Source organism: Bdellovibrio sp. KM01, assembly GCF_013752535.1.
Lineage (GTDB): Bacteria > Bdellovibrionota > Bdellovibrionia > Bdellovibrionales > Bdellovibrionaceae > Bdellovibrio.
Genome location: NZ_CP058348.1, coordinates 2,499,149 through 2,524,855, shown reverse-complemented (window position 1 = coordinate 2,524,855; position 25,707 = coordinate 2,499,149). Strand labels below are relative to the sequence as shown.

Sequence of the window (25,707 nt, the reverse complement as noted above, 5' to 3'; positions counted from 1 at the left end):
TCAAAGTATTCGGTATCGAAAACCATAGAGAATGTTCCTCGATCGATGTCACAGGATGGATTAGGTCTATGTTATGCGTTTACGGCAGCCACCATGCTTAATATTGAACGTTGTCGCCGTGGAAATCTGGATTGCCGGAGTTTAAATGATGATCAACTGATTTCTCCTTTAGGCGTCGCTAGATATGGTGGTCACAGCGAAAACTTTGGAGACGAAGACAGTGATTGGAATGAAATTAACGACGGTGGATTTTCATCTGTAATTTTGTCTTCACTAAAACAAACAGGTAAGACGCCTGCTGAGTCTTGCGTTTCGCTTGATAAAGTGCTCTCTAAATACGGGGGGGCTAATAATTCCAATCCTGAAATTGAAAAGGCTCAATATAAGATTTGGGATGATCTTAAAGCGAAATATTCGAAACAAAAAAAATGTGATGCTTGCACTGCTGACACGTGGGCTACGGCAGTTGGCAAAGAAGACTTAAATTTGCCACCGGATGACAGTGGTAAGCCTCGATCGCTAAGTGCATTTAGCCAAGATTCGTATGGCAAGGCACTTTACGAGCTTCTATATCCAAAGAAATGCAGTCAGCCTGAGAACCTCATCGAGTTCGGAAAGAATTATGCGGTAAAGGAATACCCCCAAGCTAGTACAAAATCTTCCTACACTGACTTAATAAGTAAGGTAGCGGAGGTTTTGACGGCTGAGCCAAAGCACCCAATCGGGATCGACTTCTGTTCTATGGAAAAATATAAAGTCGGGGATAAATGCAATGAGCTGCATTCCGTCGTCATTACAGGTTTTCGTCGATATTGTGTGTCATCGGTAAAAGTATCGGCTAAAGGATCGGTTGTTCCAAGTAAGGATTGTCCAAATGGGGAAGCCTTTGATTTGAAAATTCAAAATAGCTGGGGAGCAAGTTGGCAGAAGGCCAATAATGATGGTTGGATTGATGCTAAAGCGTTACTTGATTCAACAGGCTATAAGGAAAAATCTCTAACGTGGATCGAGGACGTAAAATGATTAACATTTTAAATTTTGCAGCAATTCTATTTATATTTAATACGGCACACGCCGACCAAACCCTAAAGTACTTCAACAACGACAAGTACGAACAGATAAAAATCAAAACGTTCCAAAAGGCGAACATGAACGAATCCTGCTTTAAGACTGGTAAGCCTAGTTGCAAAGCATGGGCTACATTCAATGGTAAATCTAAAGAAAGAACGAAAAGTAAAACTCCGTTAGCTGGAAACCCAGCTGCGAATTACTGCTGGGATGTCGGCGCAAAAAACAGAATTCTAAAAGCGCAAAACAACGACGAATACGACTTCTGCGTCTTCGATGACAATTCCATGATCGATTCATGGGACCTTTACTACAAACATTTTCCTAAATAGTTTCAAAGCGGCAATTTCCACCTCCGCAGCGGAGGTGGGGATTGCAGCAATGAAATTTAAGCGGGTTGTAGTCCGCGTTCGAAGTGGGTTTCTAGCACTACAACCGTTAAAGTTCTTTCGATGTTTTCAATTCCGCGAATCTGATCAATCAATCGCGACAACTCCAAAGTCGTACCGACCCGCAACTTCACCATCACGCAGTCTTCGCCAGCAACTCCATGGCATTCTTCGATCTGCTTAAACTTTTTAAGATCCTTCGCTAGTCCCGAAGAAGTTCCCTTGTTAATCGCAATACGCACAAACGCACACAACCCCGAATTCACAGCCACTGGATCAATCGCGATCGAGTATCCCTGAATGATCTTCGCCGCTTCCATTTTCTTCACGCGGGCATGAACGGCGGGAGCCGAGAGATTGACCTTTTTTCCGATCTCCGCGAACTGCATACGCGAGTCTTCTTTCAGCAAGCTTAATATTTTTCTGTCCGTCTCGTCGAGCAACATGGTCTCTCCCGGTTTTGGCTGAACGCCATTCGATATTTATGGAACCCTAGGTTTTCACTGTATGAGCCTAACACTATTCGGTAAAATGAGTCATATGGTTTATATGATTAAGCTTCATAAAGGTGAGTTGTGGCGTCCCGATCTTCTAAAAGAAGGCGTAACGGATATCTCTGTCAAAGTCGCAAGTGGCATCGGGTGGGTGACATTTAAATGCTCCCAGGATTTGATTTATCGTCCCGGTGAAACTTTGGATGTCGCTCACAAAGAACCATTGATCGAAGCCTTGACTGAAGAACTCAGTCTTGAGGTGCAGTTCAAACAACGCGCGCACCATTTCTTTGGAAAGCGTTAACCGGTCCTGGTCTAGATTTACCTAAAATAGGATATAAATTACCTAATTTAGGTAAATGCCGCTTTCTCCCTCTTGAGTTTTACCTAATTTAGGTCGATAATTACCTAAAATAGGTAATTATGCTTGCAGATTTAGTCGGAAGTAAAACCACAGAAAAGTGCCTGATATTCCTGGCGGGACAGGGCGAGGCCTATCCGCTTGAGATCGCAAAGGCATTCGGAATTAGTAATACCCAAGTGATCCGCACCCTCAACAAGCTTGAACAGGCGGATATATTAGTCGGAAAAGAGATGGGAAGATTACGCATGTATTCTTTAAACTCATCTTGGATGCTGGCCAAGGAATTGAAAGCAATGTTGGATAAAGTTCTTCTGAACATGCCGCTAGTGGAGCAGGAGAAATACTTTATGAAAAGAAAGCGGCCAAGAAAAAAGAATAAAGTAGTTTAGCCATGAAAATATCCAACGAAATGAGTCGCAAGCAATTCGCGGCGGCAGTTGTCAGCCAACTTGAAAAACATGGTATATCCTGTGTCTTGGTCGGCGGCGCGTGCGTATCAATTTACACCGGCGAAAAGCTTGAGCAATTCTTAGCGCAGTATAGAAATCTTAGAAAGTAAATGAAGAGCTAAATCAAAAAAAAGAGCAGGTCAAAACCTGCTCTTTTCATTTAAACTAAAAAACCAAAACCTACTTCAAAGTGAAGTTAAAGATGTTCTGGTCGAAGCTGTTGTACTCATCATAACGAGTCAATGCATAAAGATCCTTACGAGTTTGCATTTTTTCAAGCAAACCTTCTTGTGTGCCTTTAGCTTTAATTTCAGCCAAGCCCGCAACAGTCGCACCCATCGCCAGACGGAAAGTTGTCACAGGATAGATCACGATATTGTAGCCCAAGTTAGAAAGCTCAGCATAAGTGAACAAACGACCTTTACCGAACTCAGTCATGTTCGCAAGCAAAGGAACAGAAACGGCTTTACGGAATTTTTCAAACTCCGCTTCATTCTCAAGGGCTTCAGTAAAGATACAATCTGCACCCGCATCAATATAAGCCTTTGCGCGATCAATTGCCGCATCCAAACCTTCAGAAGCACGAGCATCCGTACGAGCGATCAAAAGGAAGTTCTCATCCAATTTTTTACCACGAGCCGCCGCCGCAACTTTACGAGCAGCCTCATCACGGCCTACCAATGATTTACCATCAAGGTGACCACAACGCTTAGGATTTACCTGGTCTTCAATATGGCAACCAGCAAGACCCATCTCAATCATCTCTTGAACTGTGCGAGTTGCACTCATCGGCTCACCGAAACCAGTGTCGATGTCGATGATAGTCGGCAAAGAAGTCGTACGAGCAATCTGACGACCACGTTGCGCAACTTCAGTCAAAGAAGTCAAACCGATGTCTGGGTAACCAAGATCGTTCGACAAAACCGAACCCGAAATGTAAACGCCATCAAACCCAGCTTTTTCAATAGCCATCGAAGCCAATGGAGACCAAGACCCCGGCATCTGCAAAAGCTTACCAGTCTTCAAAGCCTCACGAAAATTCTTACGCTTCTGAGCCGGAGTGATTTCAGGAAACAACATACAGAACCTCCAAAAAAACCTCTGGCCATCTCAACGAAATCCTAAGAGTGAAACCAGGGCAACGGAATTAAAAAATAAAATCAAAATCTACGATTCAAGGCTTAATGAAATTTGAAAAGAAGGCCCATGAACCAGATCAATATTAAAAGTACCACTTCCAAACCAAAATTGATCTCACCATAAAGAAATCAAAAGTGTCTAAATTACCAAGGAGTCGGTGGTGAGACTGGGCTTGGTCTTGTAGAGACCTCCGCGGGGCCCGGACGGCCCTCGCCGAAGGCGAAGCGGTGAGGCCAGGAAGGCCGGGTCTCGTAAAGACCAAGCCCAGGCTCACCGCCGACGGACTTCGCAATTAGAAGATACCTTTTGTATCTCTCTTATTGTTAGTCAATTTCTCGATAGGAATTTGTACGTTCAACTGTTGAACTTGTTCAGCAGTTAGATTTTCCAAATTCTCACAAAGACCGATGAAACGATCACGCTCAGCTTTAGTGATGATTCCTTCAGTCAAAGTGTCGAACTTACGGATGTAGTCAGCACGTTTGAATGGACGAGCACCCGCTGGATGCGCATCAGCCACACCTAATTCATCAACGATTTTAGAACCGTCTTTCATTGTGATTTCTACGCGGCCACCGAAGCGTTTTTTATCTGGATCTGTCTCGTGGTACCAAGCAGTCCATTGTTTGTCTTCGATAGTTGAAATTTTGTGCCACAATGCCACAGTGTCAGGACGTTTCGCGCGCTCTGGAGCGTACGAGTTAACGTGGTGCCAAGTGCCGTCTTGAAGAGCCACTGCGAAGATGTACATGATCGAGTGATCAAGAGTCTCGCGGGAAGCATTTGGATCCATTTTTTGTGGATCGTTCGCACCCGTACCGATGACGTAGTGAGTGTGGTGAGAAGTGTGGATTACGATATCTTTGATATCGTCGAAGTTTTTGATCATTGGCTTCATTTTGCGAGCTAGATCGATCAATGCCTGAGACTGATACTCTGCAGAGTGTTCTTTAGTGTAAGTCTCAAGGATCGCGCGTTTTTCTTCGCCAACTTCTGGAAGTGGAACTTCGTATTTACCGTTTTTGCCATCAAGCATGTAAGCGATAACAGAATCTTCACCTTCGTAGATTGGAGATGGAGCGCCTTCGCCACGCATAACACGGTCTACTGCTTCAACAGCTAGTTTACCAGCGTGCGCCGGAGCGTAAGCTTTCCAAGAAGAGATTTCACCTTTACGAGATTGACGAGTCGTGAAAGACACGTGAACCGCTTGTTGAACTGCCTGGAAAATAGTTTCAGTTGGAAGAGACAGCAAAGTACCGATACCAGCTGCTTGAGCTGGGCACAAGTGAGCGATATGGTCTTTTTTGTGCATGTGAAGGCAGATAGCTTTCACCAGGTCTACGTGAACTTCGTAACCAGTCACGATACCTTTCAAAAGTTCTTTACCGTTTTTACCCATTTGTTGAGCAACCGCCAAGATAGCTGGAATGTTGTCACCAGGGTGAGAGTAGTCAGCAGCCAAGTAAGTGTCATGGAAATCCAATTCACGAACTGCAGTTCCGTTGGCCCACGCGGCCCATTCACAGTCAAATTTTTGATCGTTCGGCATACCGAATACAGTTGCACCACCATTGCGAGGGTGAGCAATAGCCATTGCACGAGCAGAAGCTACTGGACGGCGGTTTGCTGCAGCGATGGCAACAGAAGCATTGTCGATGATACGATTGATAACCATATCGACAACGTCAGCTTTGATTGGAGCATTGTCAGAAGCGATCTCTGCAATCTTCCAAGCCAATTGATCTTTGCGATCCAATTTTTCTTTAGATGGATAAACACGCACTGTGTGTTTTTTCATGGGAATCCTTTCAAGACTCTTGCTTGCCCTAAGTCTCTAAGACTTAACGCGTTATTTAATGATTAAATGAAAGCAAGCAAGGCTAACTTGACCCCAGAATAGGGTCAAGAAACGAGAGAGTGCGTAAAGGCGCTTTTGTTATGAAAATCAGCCTGAGGACCTGGGTGAGTCAGGGCATAATAGGCTTTCGAGCCGTCGGAAAACTCCACCACCGCAGTGATGCCCAATTGTTTGAAATGTTTTAATGCGGGCGACTGAACTTTAACCCGGAAAATGGCCTGATCAGTCTCCAAAGTACGGTGACTTAAAACGACGGATGCGGTTCCATCCGCGCGCATACCTTGGCGGTATCCGGTAAAGGCATAGGCATTCCAATCGCCGTTAGGGGAGCAGTTCATTTCCAGATAAGGTGAGTCAGCGGCAAGATCGAAACTGAAAAATGCTTCCAGGCACGTGGTCTTCCAAAGTTCATCCCGGCGAACAACGTCTTCACCTTCATGCAAAGGCGGGAAGTGTAAGTGGCGAGTGGGGCCTATCAGGATATATTCAAGAATAACTTCATCATCGGACGTGACGTAAACTTCAGATTCTACTTTAAATAATTTCGTGAAATCAGTTTCGGTGTACGGTTTCAGCTGAAGCACTAACGTCTCTCCCAGTTCAATCGAGCAGTAAAAAGATTCTTTCCATCAGAGGTGCGAACTCCGCGATAAACAGTCGAACCACTTAAATCTGATTGTGAGGAATCACTCAGACTTTTCTCGATTTCTACGGTATCACCCAGATAAGTCTCTGCCAAAAAGTTTACCGAGTACGAATTTAGTTTCAAGACCTTATGAAGCTCAAACGGTATAGAATCTAAAATCCACTGGGCATACTTCGCATTGTTCACGTGCTGGTTGATATCAAGGTCGGAGTTTCTGACGGCAAATTGGGCAAGTTTTTGGTATTCACCGCGAACCGGAATTTTCTCAGTTTCTAAAGTCAGGGGCTCGGTCGAAATCACGTCTTCCCACGGGCGCATTTTATCCACCGCCAGGATTTTACCGCTGCCTTGCTCCAGCGCCAAAAAAGTGGTCGTACAATGCCCAATGCACTCATCTTGAGAGTCGAAAATTTTAAATCCGCGTAAAACAAAGGCACCTTCGGGTGGGCGAAGCCATGTCTGAATTCGAATAGTTTCGCCAAAATCGGGCCAGCGATTCATTTGGGTGTGCTGGCGAGTCAGAACCCAGTACATGTTGTCTCGGGCCATCTGATCGGCTCCAAATCCAATGCGGGAGGCATGCAGCCAAGCGGTTTCTTGAATGAGGTTGAGGAGTCCAAAAAGCCCCAAAACCCCTCTGGCGTTGACGCTTTGGCTTGAGATTTTGAATGTTTCGTTCCAGGCATTAGTGTTCATACTTGAGGCATCCTCCCTTTTTTTGCGGGATTATTTTGTTATTTTACACAACTTATGCGAAAAAACAGGACGGAATTTATCACAAGTGATGTATACTGTTTTTAGTGTATGGTTTGATTCTTTCATCAAATCAATTTGTCACATTCTGAAAAGTTGTTTATGCTTTATTATCTTCAGGCGGGTATATGAGACAAAAAAATATGTTAGCTGATTTTCTTAAAACAAAACGCGTTGCTGCGGGTTTATCCCAAAGAGACGTTTCTGATAAACTAGGTTACTCAACTCCTCAGTTCATTTCTAACTGGGAGCGTGGTGTTTCTCATCCGCCGATCAATGCTTTAAAAAAACTGGGCGAGCTCTATAAAGTGTCTGCGGAAGACCTCTTCGAAGTGACTTTGAATGCAACGATCCAAGACGTAACTCAGGATCTACGCCGTAAATTTGCAAGCTCCAAAGCTCGCTAATTTCGAAATCCCAAGCTAAATAAATAAAAAAAGCCCGGTTCTCCCGGGCTTTTTCTATTTAAGAAACCTCACTTATCAATTTCAAGAATTCAGCACTTTTACGGTCAATCAGCTCGCCATTTATAAATCTATGTAAGATGCTTCCAATTAAAGTCTGATAGGGGATCCCCAGGCGCTCCGCCTCGGTTTTGATGTCAATCAAGTCATTCGTGTTAAGACGAACACTCAAAAGTGTCTTGTTAACGTCCTCTTTAGGAATGGATTTGGCGGGTTTCTTTTTCAATTTCTTAAGATCATATTCTTTCTTCATAGAAATTCCTTTCCCTTGAGGTCGCTTTACGGGCTGAGATGATTCGGACCGTTTCCCCGTCGTCCTTTTCGCAATAAACCACCAGCAGCAAGCGATGTCTTATCGAAAATCCGATTCTGATAAAGCGTTCTTCTTTTGAGCTGTGGTCGTCGTCATAAAATTCGAGGGACCTTGTATCGGCCCAAATAGTTTTTGCCTCATCAAACCAAACTCCGTGCTTTCGAAAGTTGATTCGTTCTTTCAAAGAATCCCATTCGAAGTCCATAGTTACTCCTTAATTGTAATACAATGTATATACTTTTTCAAGAAGGACTAAATTGCATAAAAAAGGCCCTGATATAGGGCCTTTAGAGTGAGTTTCAAATGTCGTAGGATTCGGAAAACGGAACTAGAAAGTACCGATGGAAATATGCACGCGCCAAGGGGATTCGCCGGGTTGCATATTCAGTTTCCAAGCCAGATCCACACTCAATGGACCCACTGGAGTGTTATATCGGAAGCCGCCACCGGTCGCCGCACGGTAAGGTTCGTTGATTTCCAGTCCTTGAATTTGCACGATTCCACCGTCGTAAAACAGAGCGCCACCAACAGACCCGTAAATAGGAAAGCGAAGTTCAGACTTGATGAGACCCATGGTTGAATCCGTCGTCAGATAGTACTTTTTATTGCCGCCGGCAATTCCCAGGTCATTGTTATTCGGGAAATACTCAGTCCCGGCTTCGTAACCGCGAACCGTCGAGATCCCCCCCAGAGTGAAACCTTTTTTATCCCAAGGAATACCGTTTTGGCGATCCGCTGTATCGGGCAATTGACTTAAGTTTTTGATGTAACCGCCACGGAAGTTATTCGCCCAAACAACGGGCTGCTTTTGAGCCGTGCCCAGTTTGCTATAAAAAGTAATACCCGCAACCGCACGCCAGTACTTAATCGTCTCGGTACCGCCAAATACCGGATCTGAATACTCAGCATTCACGCGAGTGAAAGTACCTGCTGTCGGGTTGAAAGGATTGTCACGGAAGTCGAAGTCAATATTGGGACCGGTCGTGACGATATCTTGTTGAGTCGGGGCGTACGGGTACGTCTCATCCAAACCGGAGTCTCGTACTTGCGCCAACGAATAGATATCCCAAGTTCCCAGGATTTTTGACGTCAGATCTTTTTCGATCGTATAGGTGTACTGATTCAGGTCCGTGACCTGTTTGATGTTAAAATCAGTGATCTGACTGGATAAAGTGATATTCACGCGGCCACGGATATGGGAGCCAAACAGATACGGCTCCAAGTAACCCGCCACAACTTTGTGCTCAAGATACTTAACGTCCGCGATATTGTAATTACCTTCCAGGCGTAACGAAACCCCACGGCCGGTGCCCAGCAAGTTGCGATACGAGATACCCGTATAACCACGCAACGTCAGTTGACGCTCATTGGTCGCACCGGCACCGATGTTAAACGTTCCCGGTTCACGCTCTGTTACGCGAACAATGACTGTGCGATCCGCAATATTGGTTTTTTCTTCCAGGGTTTTGACTTCCACCGTGCCAAAGAAACCGGTTCTTTGCAGGTGAGAGATCGAATCCTCAATTTTTTGGGGAGTAATCAATTCCCCTTTTTTAACTTCCAACTCTTGATATAGAACGTAATCGCGAGTGAAAGTATTGCCCTCTAAAATAATGCTGGCAGTGCGAACCTGTGGGCCCTCAAAAATTTTAAAGTTTAAAATCGCTTTGGTATTGGTCTCATCGTAAGTCACCAGATCTTCACGCTCGTTCAGCAGAAGCATCTCGATATAACCGTTTTTCTGATAGAAATTTTTAATATTCTTAACGGCTTCTTCAATTTGGCTGAGCTTTAAAGGGCCCGGCTGCAAACCGGTGACTTTCAAAAGCTCTTCATTCTTATAAGCTTCGTTCCCCAGGAAGGAAACGGACTGAATCAAAGTCAAAGGACCTTCATCCAGATTCACATACAAGTTAACCTGATCTTTTTCTTTATTATAAGTCAGCCGAGTCGAAACGATCTTGGATTGCAGGTAACCTTCGTTCTGCAGCGCCAATATCAGATTTTTCAAACCCGTATCGATATCATCTTTGTTGTAGTAGCCGTCGGAAACTGTGACGGAGCTATAGTTGCGGATAATATCGGAGTAGTGTTTTGGATTACGGCTAAATTTACCGCTGATATTGATCGCCTGAATTTTTACGCGGGGACCCTCTTCCACTTCGAAAGTGATCTTGCGTAAAAATTGATTTCCCTTATCGTCTTCGGTCGCCGTAACTTCGGCACGGGCATAGCCTTCCGCCAGATAGTGGTTGCGCAACTTCGCAGCCAGCTCCGTTCCAATATTAGGATTGGCAGAGTAATAGTTGTCCAGATCCAAAGCATTTCTAAGTTTGCGGGCACCGAAAATTCGCTGACCTTTGAAATCAAATTCATAGGCTTCAGGGCGATCCACACGATAACTTAAGGTGGCTTCTGATTCGTCAGAGTTATAAGTGATCTTAGGTCCGACAAAGTCAGCACGAACATAGCGCTCTTTATTCAGGAAACTGCGCGCAGTTTTTAGAATATCTGCCAAATATTTGTCCGTCAGGGGATCATCAATTCGCGAATCAAGCTTATTCACCAGGTCTTTATTCAATTTCCCATTCGGGCTTTGCACGATCAGGTTGTGAATCAAAGTGCGCTTGTTTTCCGTGATCTTTAGATTGATGTCGACAGTTTCGTTTTTGCCAGGCGGCATCTCAATATCGACAACTGTGTTTAAGAAGCCCTGATCGCGGTAATGCAGACGCAGCTTTTCACCCAGCTCTGCCAAACTTTGCTGATCAAAAACATCTCCAGATTTCACCGCAAAGATCGCCGAGGTTTCCGAGTTCGACAGAAAGTTATTGCCGATAAAGTTTACTTCTCCAATGCGTTTCGCATGAATGTAATCAAGCTTATAAGAGCCTGCGGCTCCCTCGGTGACGACCAAACGGTCAAATTGAGGTTTCGGTTGCAAGTAACGCAAAATATCGTCCACGACATCCAGGGCGATGAAGTCCTTGTTGATTTGCGGATAGCGACGGACCAGATCCGTTTGAATTTCTGGCGGCAAGCTTGAAATGTCCAAAGCTTTTTTCGCCCAGGCCGGGGAGGACTGGATAAACAAAAAGAAGGTCAAAGCCATTACGAGAGTCCGGATCATTTGAACTCCCGTTTAAATTCAAGATCAAGTCCGAAAATACTTTCAGTTTCTGAAGGAGTATTTTGCAAAGTATTATTATCGTACATGTTTTTATTTTCGAATGAACCGACGGCTGTCCAGTTCGGATTCAAAAGATATTCAAGCTTTACGTCGTAACCGGAAACGTCACCCACCTGACGGCTGCCAGACACTTTCATTTTATCCGTCAAACGACGGGTCAAAGTGATCTTAGGTACGCTGATATTGCGAGTAGAATCGTATTGGGAACTTACGCCGAATTTGAAACCTGTGGCTTCAAGCGGTTTATTGATTTCACCAGCCAAGATTCCACCAGCAACTTCCAAGCCTGCTTGGTCGGCCAGGGCTTTCGACTGACCCGTGGTTGCCATGCTTTGAGATGTCACGCCCAAGGCAATCAAAGAAACGATGTCTTGTTCGGAAAGGGGAGGGATACTGGTTAGTTTGATCGTAGGATTTTTAGCTGACCCCTGAGCAAATAACTGCACGTCGTATTCGTTGATACGAGACGTTGCCGACACATACAGATTCGGATTGATCTGCGTTGGATCGGTGAAATCCACATTCGCAGTTAAGATATCAAACTGACGGTCTTTAAAGATAATTTTAGAACGTCTTTCGGTTGTGATTTTACCTAAAAGAACCGGATTGGTTGGCGGTCCTTTCACAGCGATATTCCCCGTGACAGTTCCATCAAACATGGAGTTTTTCACAGGCAGTGGTCTTTCCAGATTGATTTGCAAATCCAATAAAACAGGTTCGAACTGAGTTTCGCGCAAAACCTTAGGCAGGTAGGCACTTTGTTGGATGCTGGAAACGCTGGCGCCGCCTTCGATAAATTCTTTTTCAAAAATCCCGCCATTCACGCGGTAAGTTCCGGACAATACAAACGGGAACCATTTTCCAGAGAACAAAAGATCCGCATCACCTGTTGTGTGCACGCGGTCGGGTACATTCATCGAGACATTCTCAAGGTGGGCACGTACTGATGTCGGCAAATCCCTGACGCCATTTATAATCACACTGCCATCACCCGTGACAGATCCGCCAGCCAATTGACCTTTGATTTCGTTGATGATGATACGCGTTTGCGAGAAAGAAACATTCGCCTGCAATCTTTCCAGTGGGTGAGGGAAACCTTTCAGTTTCACAAAGGCATTGTTTAAGTTTGCCGTACCCAAAATCTCGGGCTTCGTCACTTTTCCAGAGACACCTGCAGACATGCGCAGCGGTCCGCCCAAATCATCCAGGAAGGGAGTAAAGATTTGCAATAGGCGCAAGTCCGCTTTGGCATCGATATTCATATTTAAGCGGTCTGCGGTGAAATTCGTGCCAGTGATTTTAATCGTGTTGTGCGGGCCACGCAGCATGAAGTTTTTAAAGGAAGTCACGCCATTATCTGCGATAATTTCAATCGGCCCTGTATTTGAAACACTGGAGTTCCCACGCTTCAGGTAGAAGTTCTGAATCAGAATTTTGCCCGTGGATTTAAACAGATCACCAGATTCGGAACGCAGATCTATCGTCGAAGTCAAAGAGGACTCGTACTCGTTCGCCAGATTTGCTCCACCGATTAAAGCCAGCAGGGACGAGAAAGTCCATTGATTGGTCTTCATTTGGATTTTTAGTGGCGTGGCATTTTCAAAAGGATATTGGAATTCCCCCTGAACTTTATCGCCAAACAGACTTAACTGACCACCCAGGCTTTTTGCATCCAAGCTCATTTGGAAAGCTGAATTTTCCAATTCCTGATCTTCCAGAACAGTTTCCGTCAAAGCTCCTTTAACGTTCACGCGGGCGTCTTTAAAGGAGTTCTTAATTTCTGCAGAGGCATTTAAGGAACCGTACATGTTCGTCGTGATACGATTGATCGTGTCGGATTCTTCCAGGCGCCAGTTTTTCGCATCAACGATCAGGTTTAGAATCTTGTCGTTGCTGATTCCACCAGTCACTGTTGCTATCGAGTTGTTTTTTAAAAGCTGAACTTTGCGGGTCTTAATATTGCCGTTCTTGGCATCCACATTAAAGTGCAATTGATCAAAGTTTTCGCCGCCCGCAGAAACATTTTTGAAAGCTGAATCCAGAGAGTAATTCAGTCTCCAGAAATTCAATGGACCTTCAACCGTGGCTTTAGCCGCTCCCGTGCCTGCAACTGTCAGTGGAAATCTATAGATGCTTTCGAGGATCGTCGCGATATCATCCAGATCCGCGGTCGGAGCACTGAAAGTTCCCACCAGATGGTCGTGACTTAAATCAATATCCAAATCGCCGATATACTGGGTTTTATTCTGAGCGCCCGCGATATTTTCAAACAGCAGGTGGCCTTTTTTCAGTTTCACGTTGCTGATCACGTTACCCAGATTGAAATCTTCAAAAATAAAATCACGAACATTAAGGCTCATGTCCATGGTGGCTGTATTCGAGTCACCTTGAGTCGAGCCCTCGATGCTGGCATTACCTATCATTCTTAAGTGCGCCAGATTTTGGATATCTTTCATATCCAGCTTTTTGGTTTTATAATTGATCTTAAAGCCTTTGTGGAAATCGATCACGCCGTCGCTGGTACCAACACTGCTGCCGATGGCAAGGTTCGTATCGTAAGTCACCGCATCCATCGTTACTTGAGTTTTGCCCGTCACCTTAAAGTTTTTAAGGTTCACGATTTCCATTCCTTTGGAGCTGTTCTCTGATTTCACCCAAAGGTTTTGACCTGTCAGTTCACCATCTTCGCATGTCACCTGGAAGGAAGGCAGAATGCGACCCGAGCACGGAAGCACGCCTTGCATTTGCAAGCCCACTGGAATGCTTTTTAAGTCCAGCGAAGCGAAAAGTTTTTGTAAGTCCAAAGTTTCAACTTTAACGACGGATTTGAAATCGTAGTTTTCATTCAACTGAAACTGGGATTTATTCAAGAGCGCTTTTCCAGCGGGATGGTTAACGGTGACTTCAGAGAACGTGAAAGCTTTGTTTTTATATTCGCCTTCAATATGGGCGTCGCCCAATTCAAATTTTCCAACGTTTAGGCTGTGAGTCGTGATGTCCGCTTGGGCGCTGATATCAGACAGGCCATTAAAGCGCGTTTCAATCTCGGTATCCAAAGTCCCGGCAAGTTTTGGAACAGAAACTGTCGGTTTTAAATCCTGCAATTCTTTATAAATATCTGCCAACGAGACTTTCGCTGACAAATTGATGACGCCCGAAGGTTTCAGTGTCACGTTTTTGAAGTCTGTCAACTCACCCCGAGCGACAAATTCCGATTCATCCAGGCGTACACCGAGTTGCAGAACGCGCAAGGACTGGCGAGTCAGGTAAAGATGCGAATCCAGGGAACCCGAGAACTGGCCAACTTTTTTCAAAGACACAGCCAAGGTCGGAGTATCAAGTTTGGCTGTGATATTGCGGCCCATGTTCGTCAGGAGCAATCCGCTGTTGCTTGCTTCGATGTTGAAGCCCAGCTTTTCAGAGGTCACCAGAACATGCACGTTGTTCAGTAGTATTTTTTGTAGAGGAATTTTTTCCGTGATCGCAAAGATATCGTCCAATGGCAAAGGTTCAGGTTTTGAATCCTTTTTCATCAGTGGATCGATATCGATTGCGGCCTCAGGGGCATCAATCATCAAAGCCGACAGATTCAAGCGGCCACCTAAAAGCGAAAAGAAATCCAGGTGAATGCTCGCGCGGGTAACGCGAACCACTTCAGTCACTTTGGCGAATTCTCCTTTAGGCCGGATGCGGATATTTTCTAAAGCTAAAGACGGTCTTAAGACACGGATGCGCAAGCGATCTGCTTGCACTTCCACGGGTAAAGAAGTTTTGGAATAGTTTTGCAGTTCTTGCAAAGCCCAGACTTCCAGGCGGGGAATGATAAACCAATTCCCCAGACCCCAAAGAATCAGAAAACCTAAAGTCGGAGTGATAAGAATCCAAAAGACACGCTTCACTGGCCACCACTCCAAATGCTTAAGAGTGCACTGCCAGCACGATAGTGCGGACGCGAGGCAAGCAAGCCTTCCAGGATTTCAACTGCGGTATGTTTTTGTCCGATTCCCCACATTGCTTGAGCACGCAAATACGCGGTCGCAAAGAATGTTTCTGGTTCGTGGGCGTAAGCCAGTTCCACATGGGCAATTTCATTTAAGAGTTCAATAAAGCGGCGGCACTGTAGCAGAACTTCCAGTCGAAACCATGCGACACTTGCTGAATTTTCACAGAACTGTAAAATATCAAGCGCGGTCTCAAAGCCCTCAAACATAAAAGCGGCGATAGCAAAATCAAAAGCCATCTCCGGCATTTCTTCCGCGTGATCACGTAGTGATTGCAACAGGATCAAAAGCACCTTTTCGACTTCAGGATCTTTTGGAGAAAGCTCCTCAGGTTTTGGGTCCCGCGCACGCGGCGATCTGCGCGCTAAAATTTCCAGAGCATGACGTTGCCGATGCTCGCGCACCTCATTCGCCACATCACTGTCGCCAGGATAAAGTTTTTGCAGGCGAGCCAGTAAAACTTTTTCCTGTTCGTACAACTGTTGCGTGCGCAAAGTTATCAGTTGATCTAAAAGATTTTTTTTATTGCTTAGGAAATCTTTGTGAATACGGTATTTGCGATTCGAACGCCATTCGCCCAACAACGGAGAGTATTTATTTAAAGCGGCCGAACGTGCCGCTTCGTTTTCAGCTTCACTTTCCTGAATACCTTCGATCAATGCGTTGATGATTTTTTCATCCAGGGTGATGGTCGCATGGCCCAAAGCTTCCATAAAGTACGGCCAAGGAATCGGAAAGTTTTCATTGTCGATATTTTTGATCACGAATTCTGCGAGCTGCAAATAGCGACCGCTGTGATTTAAAAATCGAGCCAGGGCATTGATGTTGTCCAAGGAAATTTGATCTGGGGAGGACTCTAAACTAGAGATCAATCGTACAGCGACTTCGTCGAGATCGCTGGTCTCGTTGAGTAAATTTTGAATTTCCAACTCAACAAAAATAGACAAAAAAAGCCTCCGCTCTGAATTAACAGAATTACTCGTCTAGTTTGAAATAAAAACGAGTGTTTGCGGAGACTTAATATCTTGCGTTAGAAACTATTTTTGGCTGACGCGTTCTACGTAGTCACCAGTTGAAGTATCGATGCGTAAAACATCGCCTTCATTGATGTGCAAAGGAACGCCAACAGACAATCCAGTCTCCATGACAGCGGGCTTAGTTGCACCAGTTACGCGGTCACCTTTGATACCTGGATCAGTTTTAGCAACTGTCAAATTCACAGCTTTAGGAACGTCTACTGCAACGGCTTTTTCATTGTAGAAAAGAACGACAACTTTAAGGCCTTCAGTCAGATAGTATTTAGAGTCGCCAAGGTCTTCATCAGACATTGCGATTTGTTCGTATGTCTCGTTCGACATGAAGTTGTAACCAGTGTCGTCTTTGTACAAGAAGTTCATTTCTTTGTTCTCAACGTTAGGTACTTCGAATTTCTCGCCAGATTTGAAAGTTACTTCAAGGTTTTGACCTGTCAGCATGTTTCTCAATTTAGTGCGAGTGAATTGATTGCCTTTACCTGGTTTCACGTGTTGGAAATCCACGATTACGTAAGGTTTGCCCTCAACCATTACTTTCAAGTTCTTTCTAAAATCCGACGTTTCGTACATTTAATACCTCTTTTTAAAGCTAGGAAGCGATCTCAAGACTGCCACTGACGGCGTTGCTCGTCGGCGGCATACAGGAAGTATGCCTTCTCCTCGCGCCTTGCATTGGCACTCTTGATATCGCTTCTGTTTTGCGATGCAAAGACGTTAATATGCCTAATTCACTTAGGAAATGTCAAATAAGGGAGCGGTAGTCTTCGATTTTGCGAAGCATCATCTGAAGGGTTTCGATCTTTCTTTGGCGAACCATTTCGTCGCGGGGAAGAAGTGGTTTAAGGGGAACTGGCTCGTCAGGTTCATTATAACGAACTTGCAGGGTTTTCATTCGGCGTTGAATTTCAGGATGATCACCAAATTCCACGCGCGTGTCCTTTAAAAGTGCGTGCGCTTTTTCAAGATCGTTACGCACAATGAATGCGTCAATTAACGACAGCATGCGCTCGAAAGCCTTATTTCTAGGCACCGGTTGTGGTTTGAAAACCTCAGTGGCCGCACCAGTTTTAGTGCCGGGATAAGTGGCTTCAATAACGGGAGCGTCCAAGTTCACGGCTGGAAGTTTTTCCATCGAAAACACTTCTTCGTCATACTCGTCCGCTGTCAGAGATTCCAGTTTTTGTACGGCTTTTTGTGCTGATTGAGAGTTGGGATTTAAGAACAAAACCATCTTAAAAGCTTTCAAAGCTTCCTTGGGATTTTTGTTCGTCAGTTGCAGTTCTGCCAAAAGTTGATGCGCCAAAATGTTTTCGGAAGCCAAGCCTGTGGCCTTTTTCAAGGCTTCAATGGCGCGACTGATTTGGCCTGCGTCGCGCAAAATTTTAGCGTATGTGACCAATCCTCCGACAAATTGCGGATGGCGTTGAACGCCCGCAGTCACAACTTGCAGCGCTTCTTTCATCAGTCCCATTTCTCTATAAGCTTCCGCCAGAGGGGCGAACACCTGAGAAGTCGGATCCTTTGCGAGGATGTTCTGATATTTTTCGATCGCGCTTGCTTCAATCTTCGGCATACGTCAGATTCTAGTGCACATTCATTGACTTAGCAATACGTTCGGAATGAAATTAAAAGTATGAGTTTGACGATTCTTGGGGTCGACCCCGGTTCCCGCATTACAGGTTTCGGCGTGGTTCGCATCAACAATGGCAAGATTGAACATATCAATCACGGTGTCATTTTGTTGGATGCGGATCAGGATTTTCCCCTGCGTATGACGGAACTTGGTTCAGCGTTTCGTGAAGTGATGGAAAAGTATCGTCCTCATCAAGTCGTGATCGAAAAAATCTTCCTGGGAAAAAATGCTGACAGTGCTTTTAAATTAGGGCACGCCAGGGGAGTGGTGATGTATGAAGCGGGCCTGGGTAAAGCCACAGTTGCCGAGTATGCCACAAGATCCGTCAAAAAAGGAATTACCGGGACCGGTGCTGCCACGAAAGAAGACGTGCAGGCCGTGTTGAAAGCGATGCTGAATATTAAAGCGATCAATCGCATCGACGCCTCGGATGCCCTGGCTATGGCTTGTTACCATGCCTTTGAAATGAAAAAGAACGCAGTTATACAAAGAGCGGTGAGTATATGATCGGTTATTTGCGCGGTAAAATTATTGAAGTATTGAATGATTCAGCTCTGATTGACGTTCAAGGTGTGGGTTATGAAGTGTTGGCTTCTGCCAGTACATTGGGCGACTTTACCACCTTGTTGGGTAAAGACATCATCGTATGGATTCACACTCACGTGCGCGAAGACGCTCTGACTCTTTTTGGTTTTCACGACAAAGAAGAAAAACATCTGTTTTTGTCTTTGTTAAAAGTAAATGGCGTTGGTCCAAAAATGGCTTTGAGTATTTTGTCTGGCGGTCGTCCCGCACAGATTCAGGAAATGATCGAAGCTGGAAATGCCAAAGCTCTTTCTGGTTTGCCTAAAGTCGGTAAGAAAACTGCAGAGCAAATCATTCTGACATTAAAAGGCAAATTGGTTTCCATCGATGAAGGCAGCAAAGCCAAGTCTGAATCCTTGACGCAAATCACTTCGGCACTTTTAAACTTGGGTTACAAATCTCAATTGGTTGATCAATTTGTTTCCACTCTGCCGATGACGATCACGGTTGAAGAGGGTGTGAAAAAAGGCTTCCAAACATTGTCAGGAAACTTGTCATGAGTCGCATTATCGAAGGCAGCATTTTAGAGGACGAAATCACTGAAAGCAGCAGCGGTGGCGGCGGCGAGAAGGCTTGGGAAAACGAATTACGTCCCCAGGATTTCGCAGAGTTTTCCGGACAAGACATTGTTAAAGATAAAATCAAAGTTTTCGTGGCGGCTGCAAAATTCCGTGGCGAACCTTTAGATCACGTTTTGCTATCGGGGCCTCCGGGGCTTGGTAAAACGACACTGGCGCAAATCATCGCGAACGACATGGGTTCTGACATCAAAATGACATCGGCGCCGGCGATCGATAAAAAAGGTGATTTGGCTGCGATCTTGACATCTCTTAAACCAAACTCTGTCCTTTTTATCGACGAGATCCACCGTTTAAGTCGTCATGTGGAAGAGTATCTTTACACGGCGATGGAAGACTACTACATCGACATCGTAACTGGTGACGGTCTGGGTGCGCGATCAATGAAATTTCAGTTAGCACCTTTCACATTGGTGGGGGCGACAACTCGAGCAGGACTTTTAAATCCTCCGTTCCGTGATCGTTTTGGGATTGTAGAAAGACTTCAGTTTTATGACAAAACCGCTCTTCAAAAAATCTTGATCAGATCGGCTCGCAAACTGAATGTGGAAATTGACAATGATGGAGCCGAAGAAGTGGCTCGTCGTGCGCGCGGAACGCCTCGTATTGCGAATCGCCTGTTAAAGCGTGTTCGTGATTATGCACAAGTAAAAGGCAATGGCGTCGTCACTCAAGAAATTGCGATATATGCTCTGGATCAGCTAGGGGTTGATAAGCACGGCTTGGATCTCATGGATCGTCGTATTTTGAGCCTGATCCAAGAAAAGTATTCCGGTGGGCCTGTAGGTATTGATACAATAGCTGCTGCGCTCAGTGAAGAGCGTGACACTCTTGAGGAAGTGTATGAGCCATTCCTAATCCAGGAAGGATTCATTCAAAAAACTCAACGCGGTCGCGTGATCACTGAATCTGCAAAAAAATCAGTTTTAGAAATCATCCAAGCGGAGAATTAATATGCTTACAAGACAGCCTCTCGTCGTCGAAGTCCTCAGAGGACATGTGGTCGAGAGTGTTCATCAAGTCATGGTGGCTGTGGTGAATGAGGCTGGTCATCTTTTGCACGGGTGGGGTAATACCAATTACGCCACCTATCCGCGCAGCGCGATCAAGATGCTTCAAGCATTGCCTTTGATCGAATCTGGGGCTGCAGATAAATTTGAATTAAAAGACGAATGGTTGGCATTGGCTTGTGCTTCTCATCGAGGTGAACCCAAGCATTTGGAAGCCTTGTCCGCGTGGGCTCATAAAATTGGTGTTGCAGAAAGCGCGTTGGCCTGTGGTCCGCATCTGCCCTATAACGAGACTGCTGCTCACGAATTCATCCGTCATAATAAAAAGCCCACGGCATTTTGTAATAACTGTGCCGGAAAACATCTCGCGCTGATTTCGACATGTCTGCATTTGGGCGAGGACTATCATGGCTATGAAAAACATGATCACGCGGCTCAAAAAAGGCTGCGCAATATTTTGACTGAAACGATGAAAGTCGATCACGGAAAAATTCCTGAAGGCATTGACGGCTGCGGGATTCAAACCTATGCAGTGCCATTGCAAGCGATTGCTATCGGCATGTCGATATTCATTAATAACCACGCAAACGAGCGCCGAAAACAAGCGGCCCAACGTCTGACTCGCGTGGTGGCTAGCAATCCTTTCTTTATCGCTGGTAGTGACGATTTCGCCACAAGTGTGATTCAAAAGACACAGGGTCGTGCCATTATAAAAGGTGGAGCAGAGGGTGTTTTTGCAGGTTTCTTACCTGATAAAAAAGTCGCCTTCGCCCTGAAAGTCGCTGATGGCGCGGGTCGCGCGGCTCAGTTTGCGGCCTCGCAGGTTTTATTGCATTTGGGCGGAATGAATCTGGATGAAGGCAAGGCTCTCTCGAAATTCACTCAACCTCATATCACCAATTGGAAGGGTGATACTGTCGGCACCTTACGCATTGCTAAGCCCCAGTAGCTAGTGATAAACTAGTCTCATGTTCTTACAAAAAACGATTCGCAAAAAAACAATGGTGAACGGTATTGGTATCCACTCCGGGGATGCGTGCACTCTGACGTTCCGCCCGGCTCCACCAGATACTGGCGTTTATTTTATTCGTAAGGACTTGCCCGGTTCGCCATCACTTAAAGTCACTGCTAAAAATGTTCAAGCAACCAGTCATCAAACGACAATCGGTGGCGAGGCATTTTCGGTAGCTACAATTGAACACTGTTTGTCGGCTTTGTCGGCCCTTCGTATTGATAATTTATTTATCGAACTTGATGGCCCGGAAATTCCAATCTGCGATGGCAGTGCGGGGGAATTCCTAAAAGCACTTTTGGAAGTTGGCATTGTCGAGCAAGATCAGCCACGCAAATATTGCTATATCACAGAACCGATCTATTTCAGCGAAGGCGAAAAGCACGCGTATGTGGTTCCTTACCACGGCTTGCGTGTGACCGTGACGATCGATTTCGCTCATCCACTTATTGGCAAACAGACTATTGATCTGGATATCAACGAGCAATCTTTCGGCCGTGATATTGCCAGTGCCCGCACATTTGGTTTTTTAAAAGATGTCGAAGCTTTGCAAGCCCGTGGTTTAGCCAAAGGCGGCAGTTTGGATAACTGCGTAGTTCTGGATGATGGGGCCGTGGTGAACCCCGAGGGGCTTCGCTGGGCCGATGAATTCGTCCGTCACAAAGCCTTGGATGCTCTGGGAGACCTAGTGACTTTGGAAATGCCATTGATGGGTCATGTGGTGCTTTACAAAGCAGGCCACGACGTTATGAACAAGCTGGTTAAAAAGATCTGGGATTCCCCAACATCATATCGTCACGTCGAACTTGGCGCCGACATCAGCGAAGAAGTACAAAGATTTTCCGGATGGACCCTAGACGCTCGCTAAGGGCGGTCGGTGAAAAAGGCCCATCTGACTGCGTTGTCGGACCTTGTCCTCGCTCCGACGTGCTAGGAGCACGCCTGCGCTGCGGGAAGATCCTCCGCCTTGCATATGGACCTTTTTGACCGACCTTGGTTTTCGGGTTTTGCCGTGATGCATGTGGGGCGGAAGAAAAATTTGAGATTTGATAATAAAAAAGGCGCTTTTAAGAGCGCCTTTTTTATTTATTTTTTTCGGGAAGGTTCGTTTACTGAGACTTCGTTGCCGGTCATTGCGGCTTCCATCAAGTCTTTATGGTAGTGCAGGATCACACTGCCTTGTTGCAGTTGTGGAATTACTTTAGAAGCCATCGCCAATGAAAGGGCAGGGCATCCCCAGCTCACTCCCAAGCGACCAAAGGGTTGGCCCGTTTTAGGATTTTTAGAGTTGATGAAGTCTTCACCCACGTACCAGGCGCCGTGTAAAACGATGTCGCGGTTATAGGCTTGATCGTTTGAAGGCTGCAGGCCGTACATGCGCATAGTTCTGCCATATGAACCGGAATAAATTCCCCCTGCCAGGTAAAAGCCCAACGATGTTTGTTTGGAATCTTTGATGTTTGAAAACTTAGTCGCGTAGTTGCTGCTGCCCGAACCCTTGCCGTGAGCCACGTAGTAACGAATCACGTCGCCAGATTTCAAATTAATTAAAAAGAAACGACGAGACGTGGAGGGCTGTGTGAAATCAATGATGGATACTAGTTCCGGATATTCCAACGTCACCACAGAGGTCGACGGGCGACGTTCAGAATCGTCACAAGGTCTGATGCTGTCAGGCCACTTTGCACAATCATAAGTGCTTTGTTGGAAGGAGCGACCGTGGTTTTCATCTAAGAAGCGAACCATGCGATCCAATGCATCCGTTGGAACACCCTGAGAAACAATTTTAGCCATTACTGCTGAAGAAGGTGCCGCCACCGCAGTCGCTGTCGCTAGAGACACTAATGCACTTACAAGAGCGAATTGTACTTTCACAGATCCCCCCGGATATTCTGAGTGTTCAAATTGGATGCGTTATTCGAGGATATAGAAGTGAAAGAACGAAGAATCAACCACGCAAAGTAATTTCTGCAAAATACTCTTACTTTCCACGACTTTAATTGCACACGTGCAAGAACACTCAATGAAACGCCCCTCAAAACGTCTAAATGCCATCTCACACCCACCGTAAACAAAGCAAAGCGTCATCAAACTTTAAGCAACTCACACCTTTTAAAAAAATGTCCCCAGCTCGAAACCGAAATTTGGCGAAAGCGGAATGCAGAGGGCTCCACTCCGCTTTCGCCAAATCCCCGCGTACCAACAACCGGGGATTTTAAAAGTGTCTTACATTTGGGATTTCAGGTAAGTGACGATGTCGATGTCTGGCGCAGTTTGCGCACCCACTCCAGGTTTCGGACCTGCACCTAATTGCTCAACGGTGTAATCCATGCGCACGTCATAGCGACGATCCGTTTGGTTGCGGAGCCATCTTTCAGCATCGAACCAAGCGCGTTTGTTTTGATCATCCGTGCAGGATTGAAGCTCTTGAGGTTTGCGAGCACCCCAGCGCATTTCCGGGCAGTGGTACGGGTCAAAGCTCATGTTGAAAAGTCTTTGGCGTGCGGCCTCCAGATTCATCAACAAAGTTTGGCCATTGGAAGTCGTGTAAGAGAACTTACACATCGTTGCTTCCTGCGCATAGACTGCAAAAAGGTCTTTCGCCAGGTTGCCTCCGTTGTAGCGAAGAGTGCGATCGCCCGCGCGATATTTCTTCATCGCTTTTTGCGCTTGATTCAAAATATCCACGAAAGATGTTTTCAAACGAGCGTCACGGGAAGGTGTGGCATAAGATTCCCACTCACCAGTCGCACCAAAGATATTTACAGGCAGACGATCCGGATGTTGCTTCAAAGGAATGCCTTCGCGTCTTGCCATTTCCACAGCAGCCACGCGGTCCTTCAATGAAGAACAAATATCAATCACTTCGAATTTCATATCCAAAAGAGGATCGATAACCGGTTCACCATTTGTCAGTTTCAACTGAACGTACTCGAAATAATTCGTCACTTGGCCTTTGAAAACAAACTGGCCTTTTTTCCAATCGCCACCTGGATCCGGAGCGTTTCCGTAGTATTGTTCAGTTCCATATGCCGCAAGGTTCCTGTTGTCAGCGGCCTCAATACGGCCACCAATGAAAGTGCCGTTATCCATATCAGCGCCTACCAATTGCAAAGGGCGGAAGTTTTTAAAACCAGCGCCTTGACCAGGAATCGAACGCATAAATTTGGAAGTATAAAGACCCATCGTCAAAGTATTGTCAGGGTGAGCATCGATGTATAAAACACGACCCGCCTCCGTCACACGGTAAACGATCGCCACGTGACCGTTCGGATCATAGATCACAGTCCCTGGGCGGATACCCACGCGGTCCAAGCGAGCAGGATAAAAATCAGAATATGTCGCACCCTGAACATCACCGATCATGCGGTAAGCCGCTGTCGATACGGTATTGATCAAATCAGAATTTAAAAAGCTCACAGCGTCAGGATAAACGGGACGGCGTAAGGCATTTTTTTTCGTCAAAAGATCTTTGCGATATTTAACGGTGTTGCCGTTTGTGGAATAGCGAATGTCTTTGTTGAAGTCCTCTGGTCCTGCAGGGTTTGCAGAAAAACCTGTCGCTTGAGAAAATGGCAAACCACTTTTCCAGGCAAAGTAAGCACGAAGGTAGTAAGGAAGATCAGCGCAATCTGCGAAAAATTTAAGTCCGCCCGGATCTGTTCCGTAAAACATATTCGCAGGGCTGTTTAAACATTCAGTCACGGTCGCACAGCGGCGATTCTCAACAGCATTTCCCAATTTAGTAACGAATTGGCCAAATTGGTATTCGTGTTCTTCAGTCCAGGCAGGCTGAGTAATGCGCCAGTCGCGGGCACCAGCCAGCGCTGATGTTGTGGCGGTAGATCCCAACACGAGTAAGAACAATGCTAATGTTGATTTCATTTTGACTCCATAGTTCGCAAAGGAAAAAGAGGGCCCGTTTATAGCGCGAACTATGGATTTTGGCTCTGGAAACTCACTCGGATTTGTTGATTTGCAGAACTTTCATGGCATCTTTAGTATACATTACGTTTTAGTAGCTTGAATTTTCTTGGCGAACTTCCAAAATTTGTTTTCGACGCCTAACTTCTTGATTAAGTAAGCCTCTGCATTTGCAGGGGAAATCGCCAAAGACTGCTCCCAAAGAGGCTCAAACAGGGTTTGAGTTGCGCCCACAGCGGTAGATGGAAAACTCGAGTCCTCAATTTCACCAAAAGCTACGATCAAAAGGCGTTGCCACAAGGTCTTCATCGCGCGGTTGTAGGTGGATTCCATATCCCGACCCTGCAGGTCGGCGATTTCCTTCAGTTGCTTCGTCGACAAGGGGGAATCCATCTCTAAAGCCTCCAAAATGATTTGGCTGTGGGATGGAAGAGGGGTGTCGCTGCGTTGAAAGGCCAGCATGTTTACAAAAGTTTCCCGAGAGAAAAACGTCGCACGGTTCTGATACCATTTCGCATAGACGACTTTGCCTGATCGCGACAGCTCTTCTTTCAGAAGCCACAGGTCAGAAACTTTGTGATCGGCATCAGCATCCCACTCCCAAACCATCTTGGAGCGAGGCCACAGATGAGCCCATAACGAGTCCGGTTCGGGACTGTTTTTGATGGGATACACGAGCAAAATTCCTTCTTTTTCGATGGCCTGAATAGCCTTTTGCTTCTTCATTTTTAAAGTAAATCAAGTTCACAAATGTTTGGCAATTTATGTCGCGCTGTCAGGTATTTTGACACTCGGAAAA

At 45.7% G+C, this 25,707-nt stretch carries 26 protein-coding genes; 11 read left to right on the top strand and 15 right to left on the bottom strand.

What is annotated here, in order from left to right; genetic code table 11:
- Positions 1-93: 93 nt before the first annotated feature.
- Positions 94-1,023: a hypothetical protein gene (locus HW988_RS12285; protein ID WP_220128734.1), complete on the top strand. Its 930-nt coding sequence runs from the start codon at positions 94-96 to the stop codon at positions 1,021-1,023.
- Positions 1,020-1,400, top strand: a complete 381-nt coding sequence (locus HW988_RS12280) for a DUF333 domain-containing protein (protein WP_181604539.1) — start codon at positions 1,020-1,022, stop codon at positions 1,398-1,400. Before HW988_RS12285 ends, HW988_RS12280 begins: the two co-directional genes overlap by 4 nt.
- A gap of 56 nt (positions 1,401-1,456) precedes the next feature.
- Here the strand turns inward: HW988_RS12280 and HW988_RS12275 are convergent, their stop codons facing one another.
- Positions 1,457-1,903, bottom strand: coding sequence for an Lrp/AsnC family transcriptional regulator (locus HW988_RS12275; protein WP_181604538.1), 447 nt, complete (start codon positions 1,901-1,903; stop codon positions 1,457-1,459).
- Between the two features lie 61 nt (positions 1,904-1,964).
- On the opposite strand from HW988_RS12275, the gene HW988_RS12270 reads away from it, so the two are divergent.
- The 3 genes from HW988_RS12270 to HW988_RS12260 all read left to right on the top strand — a co-directional run bounded on the left by HW988_RS12270 (position 1,965) and on the right by HW988_RS12260 (position 2,874).
- Entirely contained in the window at positions 1,965-2,255 is a 291-nt protein-coding gene (locus HW988_RS12270; RefSeq protein ID WP_220128733.1) for a hypothetical protein, read from the top strand.
- Positions 2,256-2,374: 119 nt separating this feature from the next.
- A complete protein-coding gene (locus tag HW988_RS12265) occupies positions 2,375-2,704 on the top strand; it encodes a winged helix-turn-helix domain-containing protein (protein ID WP_181604536.1) in 330 nt (109 codons plus the stop codon).
- Between the two features lie 2 nt (positions 2,705-2,706).
- Positions 2,707-2,874 carry a hypothetical protein gene (locus HW988_RS12260; RefSeq protein WP_181604535.1) on the top strand — a complete coding sequence of 56 codons (168 nt, stop codon included), beginning with the start codon at positions 2,707-2,709 and terminating at the stop codon, positions 2,872-2,874.
- Between the two features lie 70 nt (positions 2,875-2,944).
- On the opposite strand, the gene prpB is transcribed toward HW988_RS12260, so the two are convergent.
- From prpB to HW988_RS12240, 4 genes are all read right to left on the bottom strand, one after another.
- A complete protein-coding gene (gene prpB, locus HW988_RS12255; protein WP_181604534.1) occupies positions 2,945-3,844 on the bottom strand; it encodes a methylisocitrate lyase in 900 nt (299 codons plus the stop codon).
- 352 nt (positions 3,845-4,196) lie between these two features.
- Entirely contained in the window at positions 4,197-5,705 is a 1,509-nt protein-coding gene (locus HW988_RS12250; RefSeq protein WP_181604533.1) for an MmgE/PrpD family protein, read from the bottom strand.
- Positions 5,706-5,809: 104 nt separating this feature from the next.
- Complete coding sequence (locus HW988_RS12245; protein WP_181604532.1) at positions 5,810-6,349, bottom strand: DOMON-like domain-containing protein; 540 nt, start codon at positions 6,347-6,349, stop codon at positions 5,810-5,812.
- Complete coding sequence (locus HW988_RS12240) at positions 6,349-7,107, bottom strand: acyl-[acyl-carrier-protein] thioesterase (protein ID WP_181604531.1); 759 nt, start codon at positions 7,105-7,107, stop codon at positions 6,349-6,351. The genes HW988_RS12245 and HW988_RS12240 overlap by 1 nt, the downstream gene beginning before the upstream one ends.
- Before the next feature lie 185 nt (positions 7,108-7,292).
- Between HW988_RS12240 and HW988_RS12235 the strand changes: the two genes are divergently transcribed.
- A complete protein-coding gene (locus HW988_RS12235) occupies positions 7,293-7,571 on the top strand; it encodes a helix-turn-helix domain-containing protein (protein ID WP_142700799.1) in 279 nt (92 codons plus the stop codon).
- A gap of 58 nt (positions 7,572-7,629) precedes the next feature.
- Here the strand turns inward: HW988_RS12235 and HW988_RS12230 are convergent, their stop codons facing one another.
- From HW988_RS12230 to HW988_RS12200, 7 genes are all read right to left on the bottom strand, one after another.
- Positions 7,630-7,881, bottom strand: coding sequence for a hypothetical protein (locus tag HW988_RS12230; protein ID WP_181604530.1), 252 nt, complete (start codon positions 7,879-7,881; stop codon positions 7,630-7,632).
- Positions 7,865-8,146 carry a BrnT family toxin gene (locus HW988_RS12225; protein ID WP_181604529.1) on the bottom strand — a complete coding sequence of 94 codons (282 nt, stop codon included), beginning with the start codon at positions 8,144-8,146 and terminating at the stop codon, positions 7,865-7,867. The genes HW988_RS12230 and HW988_RS12225 overlap by 17 nt, the downstream gene beginning before the upstream one ends.
- Positions 8,147-8,269: 123 nt before the next feature.
- Positions 8,270-11,071: an outer membrane protein assembly factor gene (locus HW988_RS12220; protein WP_181604528.1), complete on the bottom strand. Its 2,802-nt coding sequence runs from the start codon at positions 11,069-11,071 to the stop codon at positions 8,270-8,272.
- A complete protein-coding gene (locus HW988_RS12215; protein WP_181604527.1) occupies positions 11,068-15,030 on the bottom strand; it encodes a translocation/assembly module TamB domain-containing protein in 3,963 nt (1,320 codons plus the stop codon). The genes HW988_RS12220 and HW988_RS12215 overlap by 4 nt, the downstream gene beginning before the upstream one ends.
- Positions 15,027-16,079, bottom strand: coding sequence for a hypothetical protein (locus tag HW988_RS12210; RefSeq protein WP_181604526.1), 1,053 nt, complete (start codon positions 16,077-16,079; stop codon positions 15,027-15,029). Before HW988_RS12210 ends, HW988_RS12215 begins: the two co-directional genes overlap by 4 nt.
- 90 nt (positions 16,080-16,169) lie before the next feature.
- Complete coding sequence (gene efp, locus HW988_RS12205; protein WP_181604525.1) at positions 16,170-16,736, bottom strand: elongation factor P; 567 nt, start codon at positions 16,734-16,736, stop codon at positions 16,170-16,172.
- 172 nt (positions 16,737-16,908) lie between these two features.
- Complete coding sequence (locus HW988_RS12200; RefSeq protein ID WP_142700794.1) at positions 16,909-17,739, bottom strand: tetratricopeptide repeat protein; 831 nt, start codon at positions 17,737-17,739, stop codon at positions 16,909-16,911.
- A 60-nt stretch (positions 17,740-17,799) separates the two neighbouring features.
- On the opposite strand from HW988_RS12200, the gene ruvC reads away from it, so the two are divergent.
- The 5 genes from ruvC to lpxC are packed head-to-tail and all read left to right on the top strand — an operon-like array spanning position 17,800 to position 21,852.
- The gene (ruvC, locus tag HW988_RS12195) at positions 17,800-18,306 is read left to right on the top strand and encodes a crossover junction endodeoxyribonuclease RuvC (RefSeq protein WP_181604524.1); all 507 of its coding nucleotides are present in this window, start codon (positions 17,800-17,802) and stop codon (positions 18,304-18,306) included.
- Positions 18,303-18,884 carry a Holliday junction branch migration protein RuvA gene (ruvA, locus tag HW988_RS12190; protein ID WP_181604523.1) on the top strand — a complete coding sequence of 194 codons (582 nt, stop codon included), beginning with the start codon at positions 18,303-18,305 and terminating at the stop codon, positions 18,882-18,884. The genes ruvC and ruvA overlap by 4 nt, the downstream gene beginning before the upstream one ends.
- Complete coding sequence (ruvB, locus tag HW988_RS12185; RefSeq protein ID WP_181604522.1) at positions 18,881-19,915, top strand: Holliday junction branch migration DNA helicase RuvB; 1,035 nt, start codon at positions 18,881-18,883, stop codon at positions 19,913-19,915. Before ruvA ends, ruvB begins: the two co-directional genes overlap by 4 nt.
- A gap of 1 nt (position 19,916) precedes the next feature.
- The gene (locus HW988_RS12180; protein WP_181604521.1) at positions 19,917-20,921 is read left to right on the top strand and encodes an asparaginase; all 1,005 of its coding nucleotides are present in this window, start codon (positions 19,917-19,919) and stop codon (positions 20,919-20,921) included.
- Between the two features lie 19 nt (positions 20,922-20,940).
- A complete protein-coding gene (gene lpxC / locus HW988_RS12175) occupies positions 20,941-21,852 on the top strand; it encodes a UDP-3-O-acyl-N-acetylglucosamine deacetylase (protein WP_181604520.1) in 912 nt (303 codons plus the stop codon).
- 218 nt (positions 21,853-22,070) lie between these two features.
- Here lpxC and HW988_RS12170 read toward each other — a convergent pair whose 3' ends face one another.
- The 3 genes from HW988_RS12170 to HW988_RS12160 form a co-directional block, all read right to left on the bottom strand.
- A complete protein-coding gene (locus HW988_RS12170; RefSeq protein WP_255489995.1) occupies positions 22,071-22,859 on the bottom strand; it encodes a murein L,D-transpeptidase catalytic domain family protein in 789 nt (262 codons plus the stop codon).
- A gap of 351 nt (positions 22,860-23,210) precedes the next feature.
- Positions 23,211-24,869 (bottom strand): hypothetical protein, encoded by a 1,659-nt coding sequence (locus tag HW988_RS12165; protein ID WP_181604519.1) that lies wholly within the window; start codon positions 24,867-24,869, stop codon positions 23,211-23,213.
- 123 nt (positions 24,870-24,992) lie between these two features.
- Positions 24,993-25,634 (bottom strand): hypothetical protein, encoded by a 642-nt coding sequence (locus HW988_RS12160; RefSeq protein ID WP_181604518.1) that lies wholly within the window; start codon positions 25,632-25,634, stop codon positions 24,993-24,995.
- Positions 25,635-25,707 lie beyond the last annotated feature (73 nt).

What these genes read in the sequence shown, in the direction of transcription:
- HW988_RS12285 (WP_220128734.1), top strand. Translation starts at nt 94, where the DNA reads ATGCTTAATATTGAACGTTGTCGCCGTGGAAATCTGGATTGCCGGAGT.
- HW988_RS12280 (WP_181604539.1), top strand. Translation starts at nt 1,020, where the DNA reads ATGATTAACATTTTAAATTTTGCAGCAATTCTATTTATATTTAATACG.
- HW988_RS12275 (WP_181604538.1), bottom strand. Translation starts at nt 1,903, where the DNA reads ATGTTGCTCGACGAGACGGACAGAAAAATATTAAGCTTGCTGAAAGAA.
- HW988_RS12270 (WP_220128733.1), top strand. Translation starts at nt 1,965, where the DNA reads ATGAGCCTAACACTATTCGGTAAAATGAGTCATATGGTTTATATGATT.
- HW988_RS12265 (WP_181604536.1), top strand. Translation starts at nt 2,375, where the DNA reads ATGCTTGCAGATTTAGTCGGAAGTAAAACCACAGAAAAGTGCCTGATA.
- HW988_RS12260 (WP_181604535.1), top strand. Translation starts at nt 2,707, where the DNA reads ATGAAAATATCCAACGAAATGAGTCGCAAGCAATTCGCGGCGGCAGTT.
- prpB (WP_181604534.1), bottom strand. Translation starts at nt 3,844, where the DNA reads ATGTTGTTTCCTGAAATCACTCCGGCTCAGAAGCGTAAGAATTTTCGT.
- HW988_RS12250 (WP_181604533.1), bottom strand. Translation starts at nt 5,705, where the DNA reads ATGAAAAAACACACAGTGCGTGTTTATCCATCTAAAGAAAAATTGGAT.
- HW988_RS12240 (WP_181604531.1), bottom strand. Translation starts at nt 7,107, where the DNA reads ATGAACACTAATGCCTGGAACGAAACATTCAAAATCTCAAGCCAAAGC.
- HW988_RS12235 (WP_142700799.1), top strand. Translation starts at nt 7,293, where the DNA reads ATGAGACAAAAAAATATGTTAGCTGATTTTCTTAAAACAAAACGCGTT.
- HW988_RS12230 (WP_181604530.1), bottom strand. Translation starts at nt 7,881, where the DNA reads ATGAAGAAAGAATATGATCTTAAGAAATTGAAAAAGAAACCCGCCAAA.
- HW988_RS12225 (WP_181604529.1), bottom strand. Translation starts at nt 8,146, where the DNA reads ATGGACTTCGAATGGGATTCTTTGAAAGAACGAATCAACTTTCGAAAG.
- HW988_RS12220 (WP_181604528.1), bottom strand. Translation starts at nt 11,071, where the DNA reads ATGATCCGGACTCTCGTAATGGCTTTGACCTTCTTTTTGTTTATCCAG.
- efp (WP_181604525.1), bottom strand. Translation starts at nt 16,736, where the DNA reads ATGTACGAAACGTCGGATTTTAGAAAGAACTTGAAAGTAATGGTTGAG.
- HW988_RS12200 (WP_142700794.1), bottom strand. Translation starts at nt 17,739, where the DNA reads ATGCCGAAGATTGAAGCAAGCGCGATCGAAAAATATCAGAACATCCTC.
- ruvC (WP_181604524.1), top strand. Translation starts at nt 17,800, where the DNA reads ATGAGTTTGACGATTCTTGGGGTCGACCCCGGTTCCCGCATTACAGGT.
- ruvA (WP_181604523.1), top strand. Translation starts at nt 18,303, where the DNA reads ATGATCGGTTATTTGCGCGGTAAAATTATTGAAGTATTGAATGATTCA.
- ruvB (WP_181604522.1), top strand. Translation starts at nt 18,881, where the DNA reads ATGAGTCGCATTATCGAAGGCAGCATTTTAGAGGACGAAATCACTGAA.
- HW988_RS12180 (WP_181604521.1), top strand. Translation starts at nt 19,917, where the DNA reads ATGCTTACAAGACAGCCTCTCGTCGTCGAAGTCCTCAGAGGACATGTG.
- lpxC (WP_181604520.1), top strand. Translation starts at nt 20,941, where the DNA reads ATGTTCTTACAAAAAACGATTCGCAAAAAAACAATGGTGAACGGTATT.
- HW988_RS12165 (WP_181604519.1), bottom strand. Translation starts at nt 24,869, where the DNA reads ATGAAATCAACATTAGCATTGTTCTTACTCGTGTTGGGATCTACCGCC.
- HW988_RS12160 (WP_181604518.1), bottom strand. Translation starts at nt 25,634, where the DNA reads ATGAAGAAGCAAAAGGCTATTCAGGCCATCGAAAAAGAAGGAATTTTG.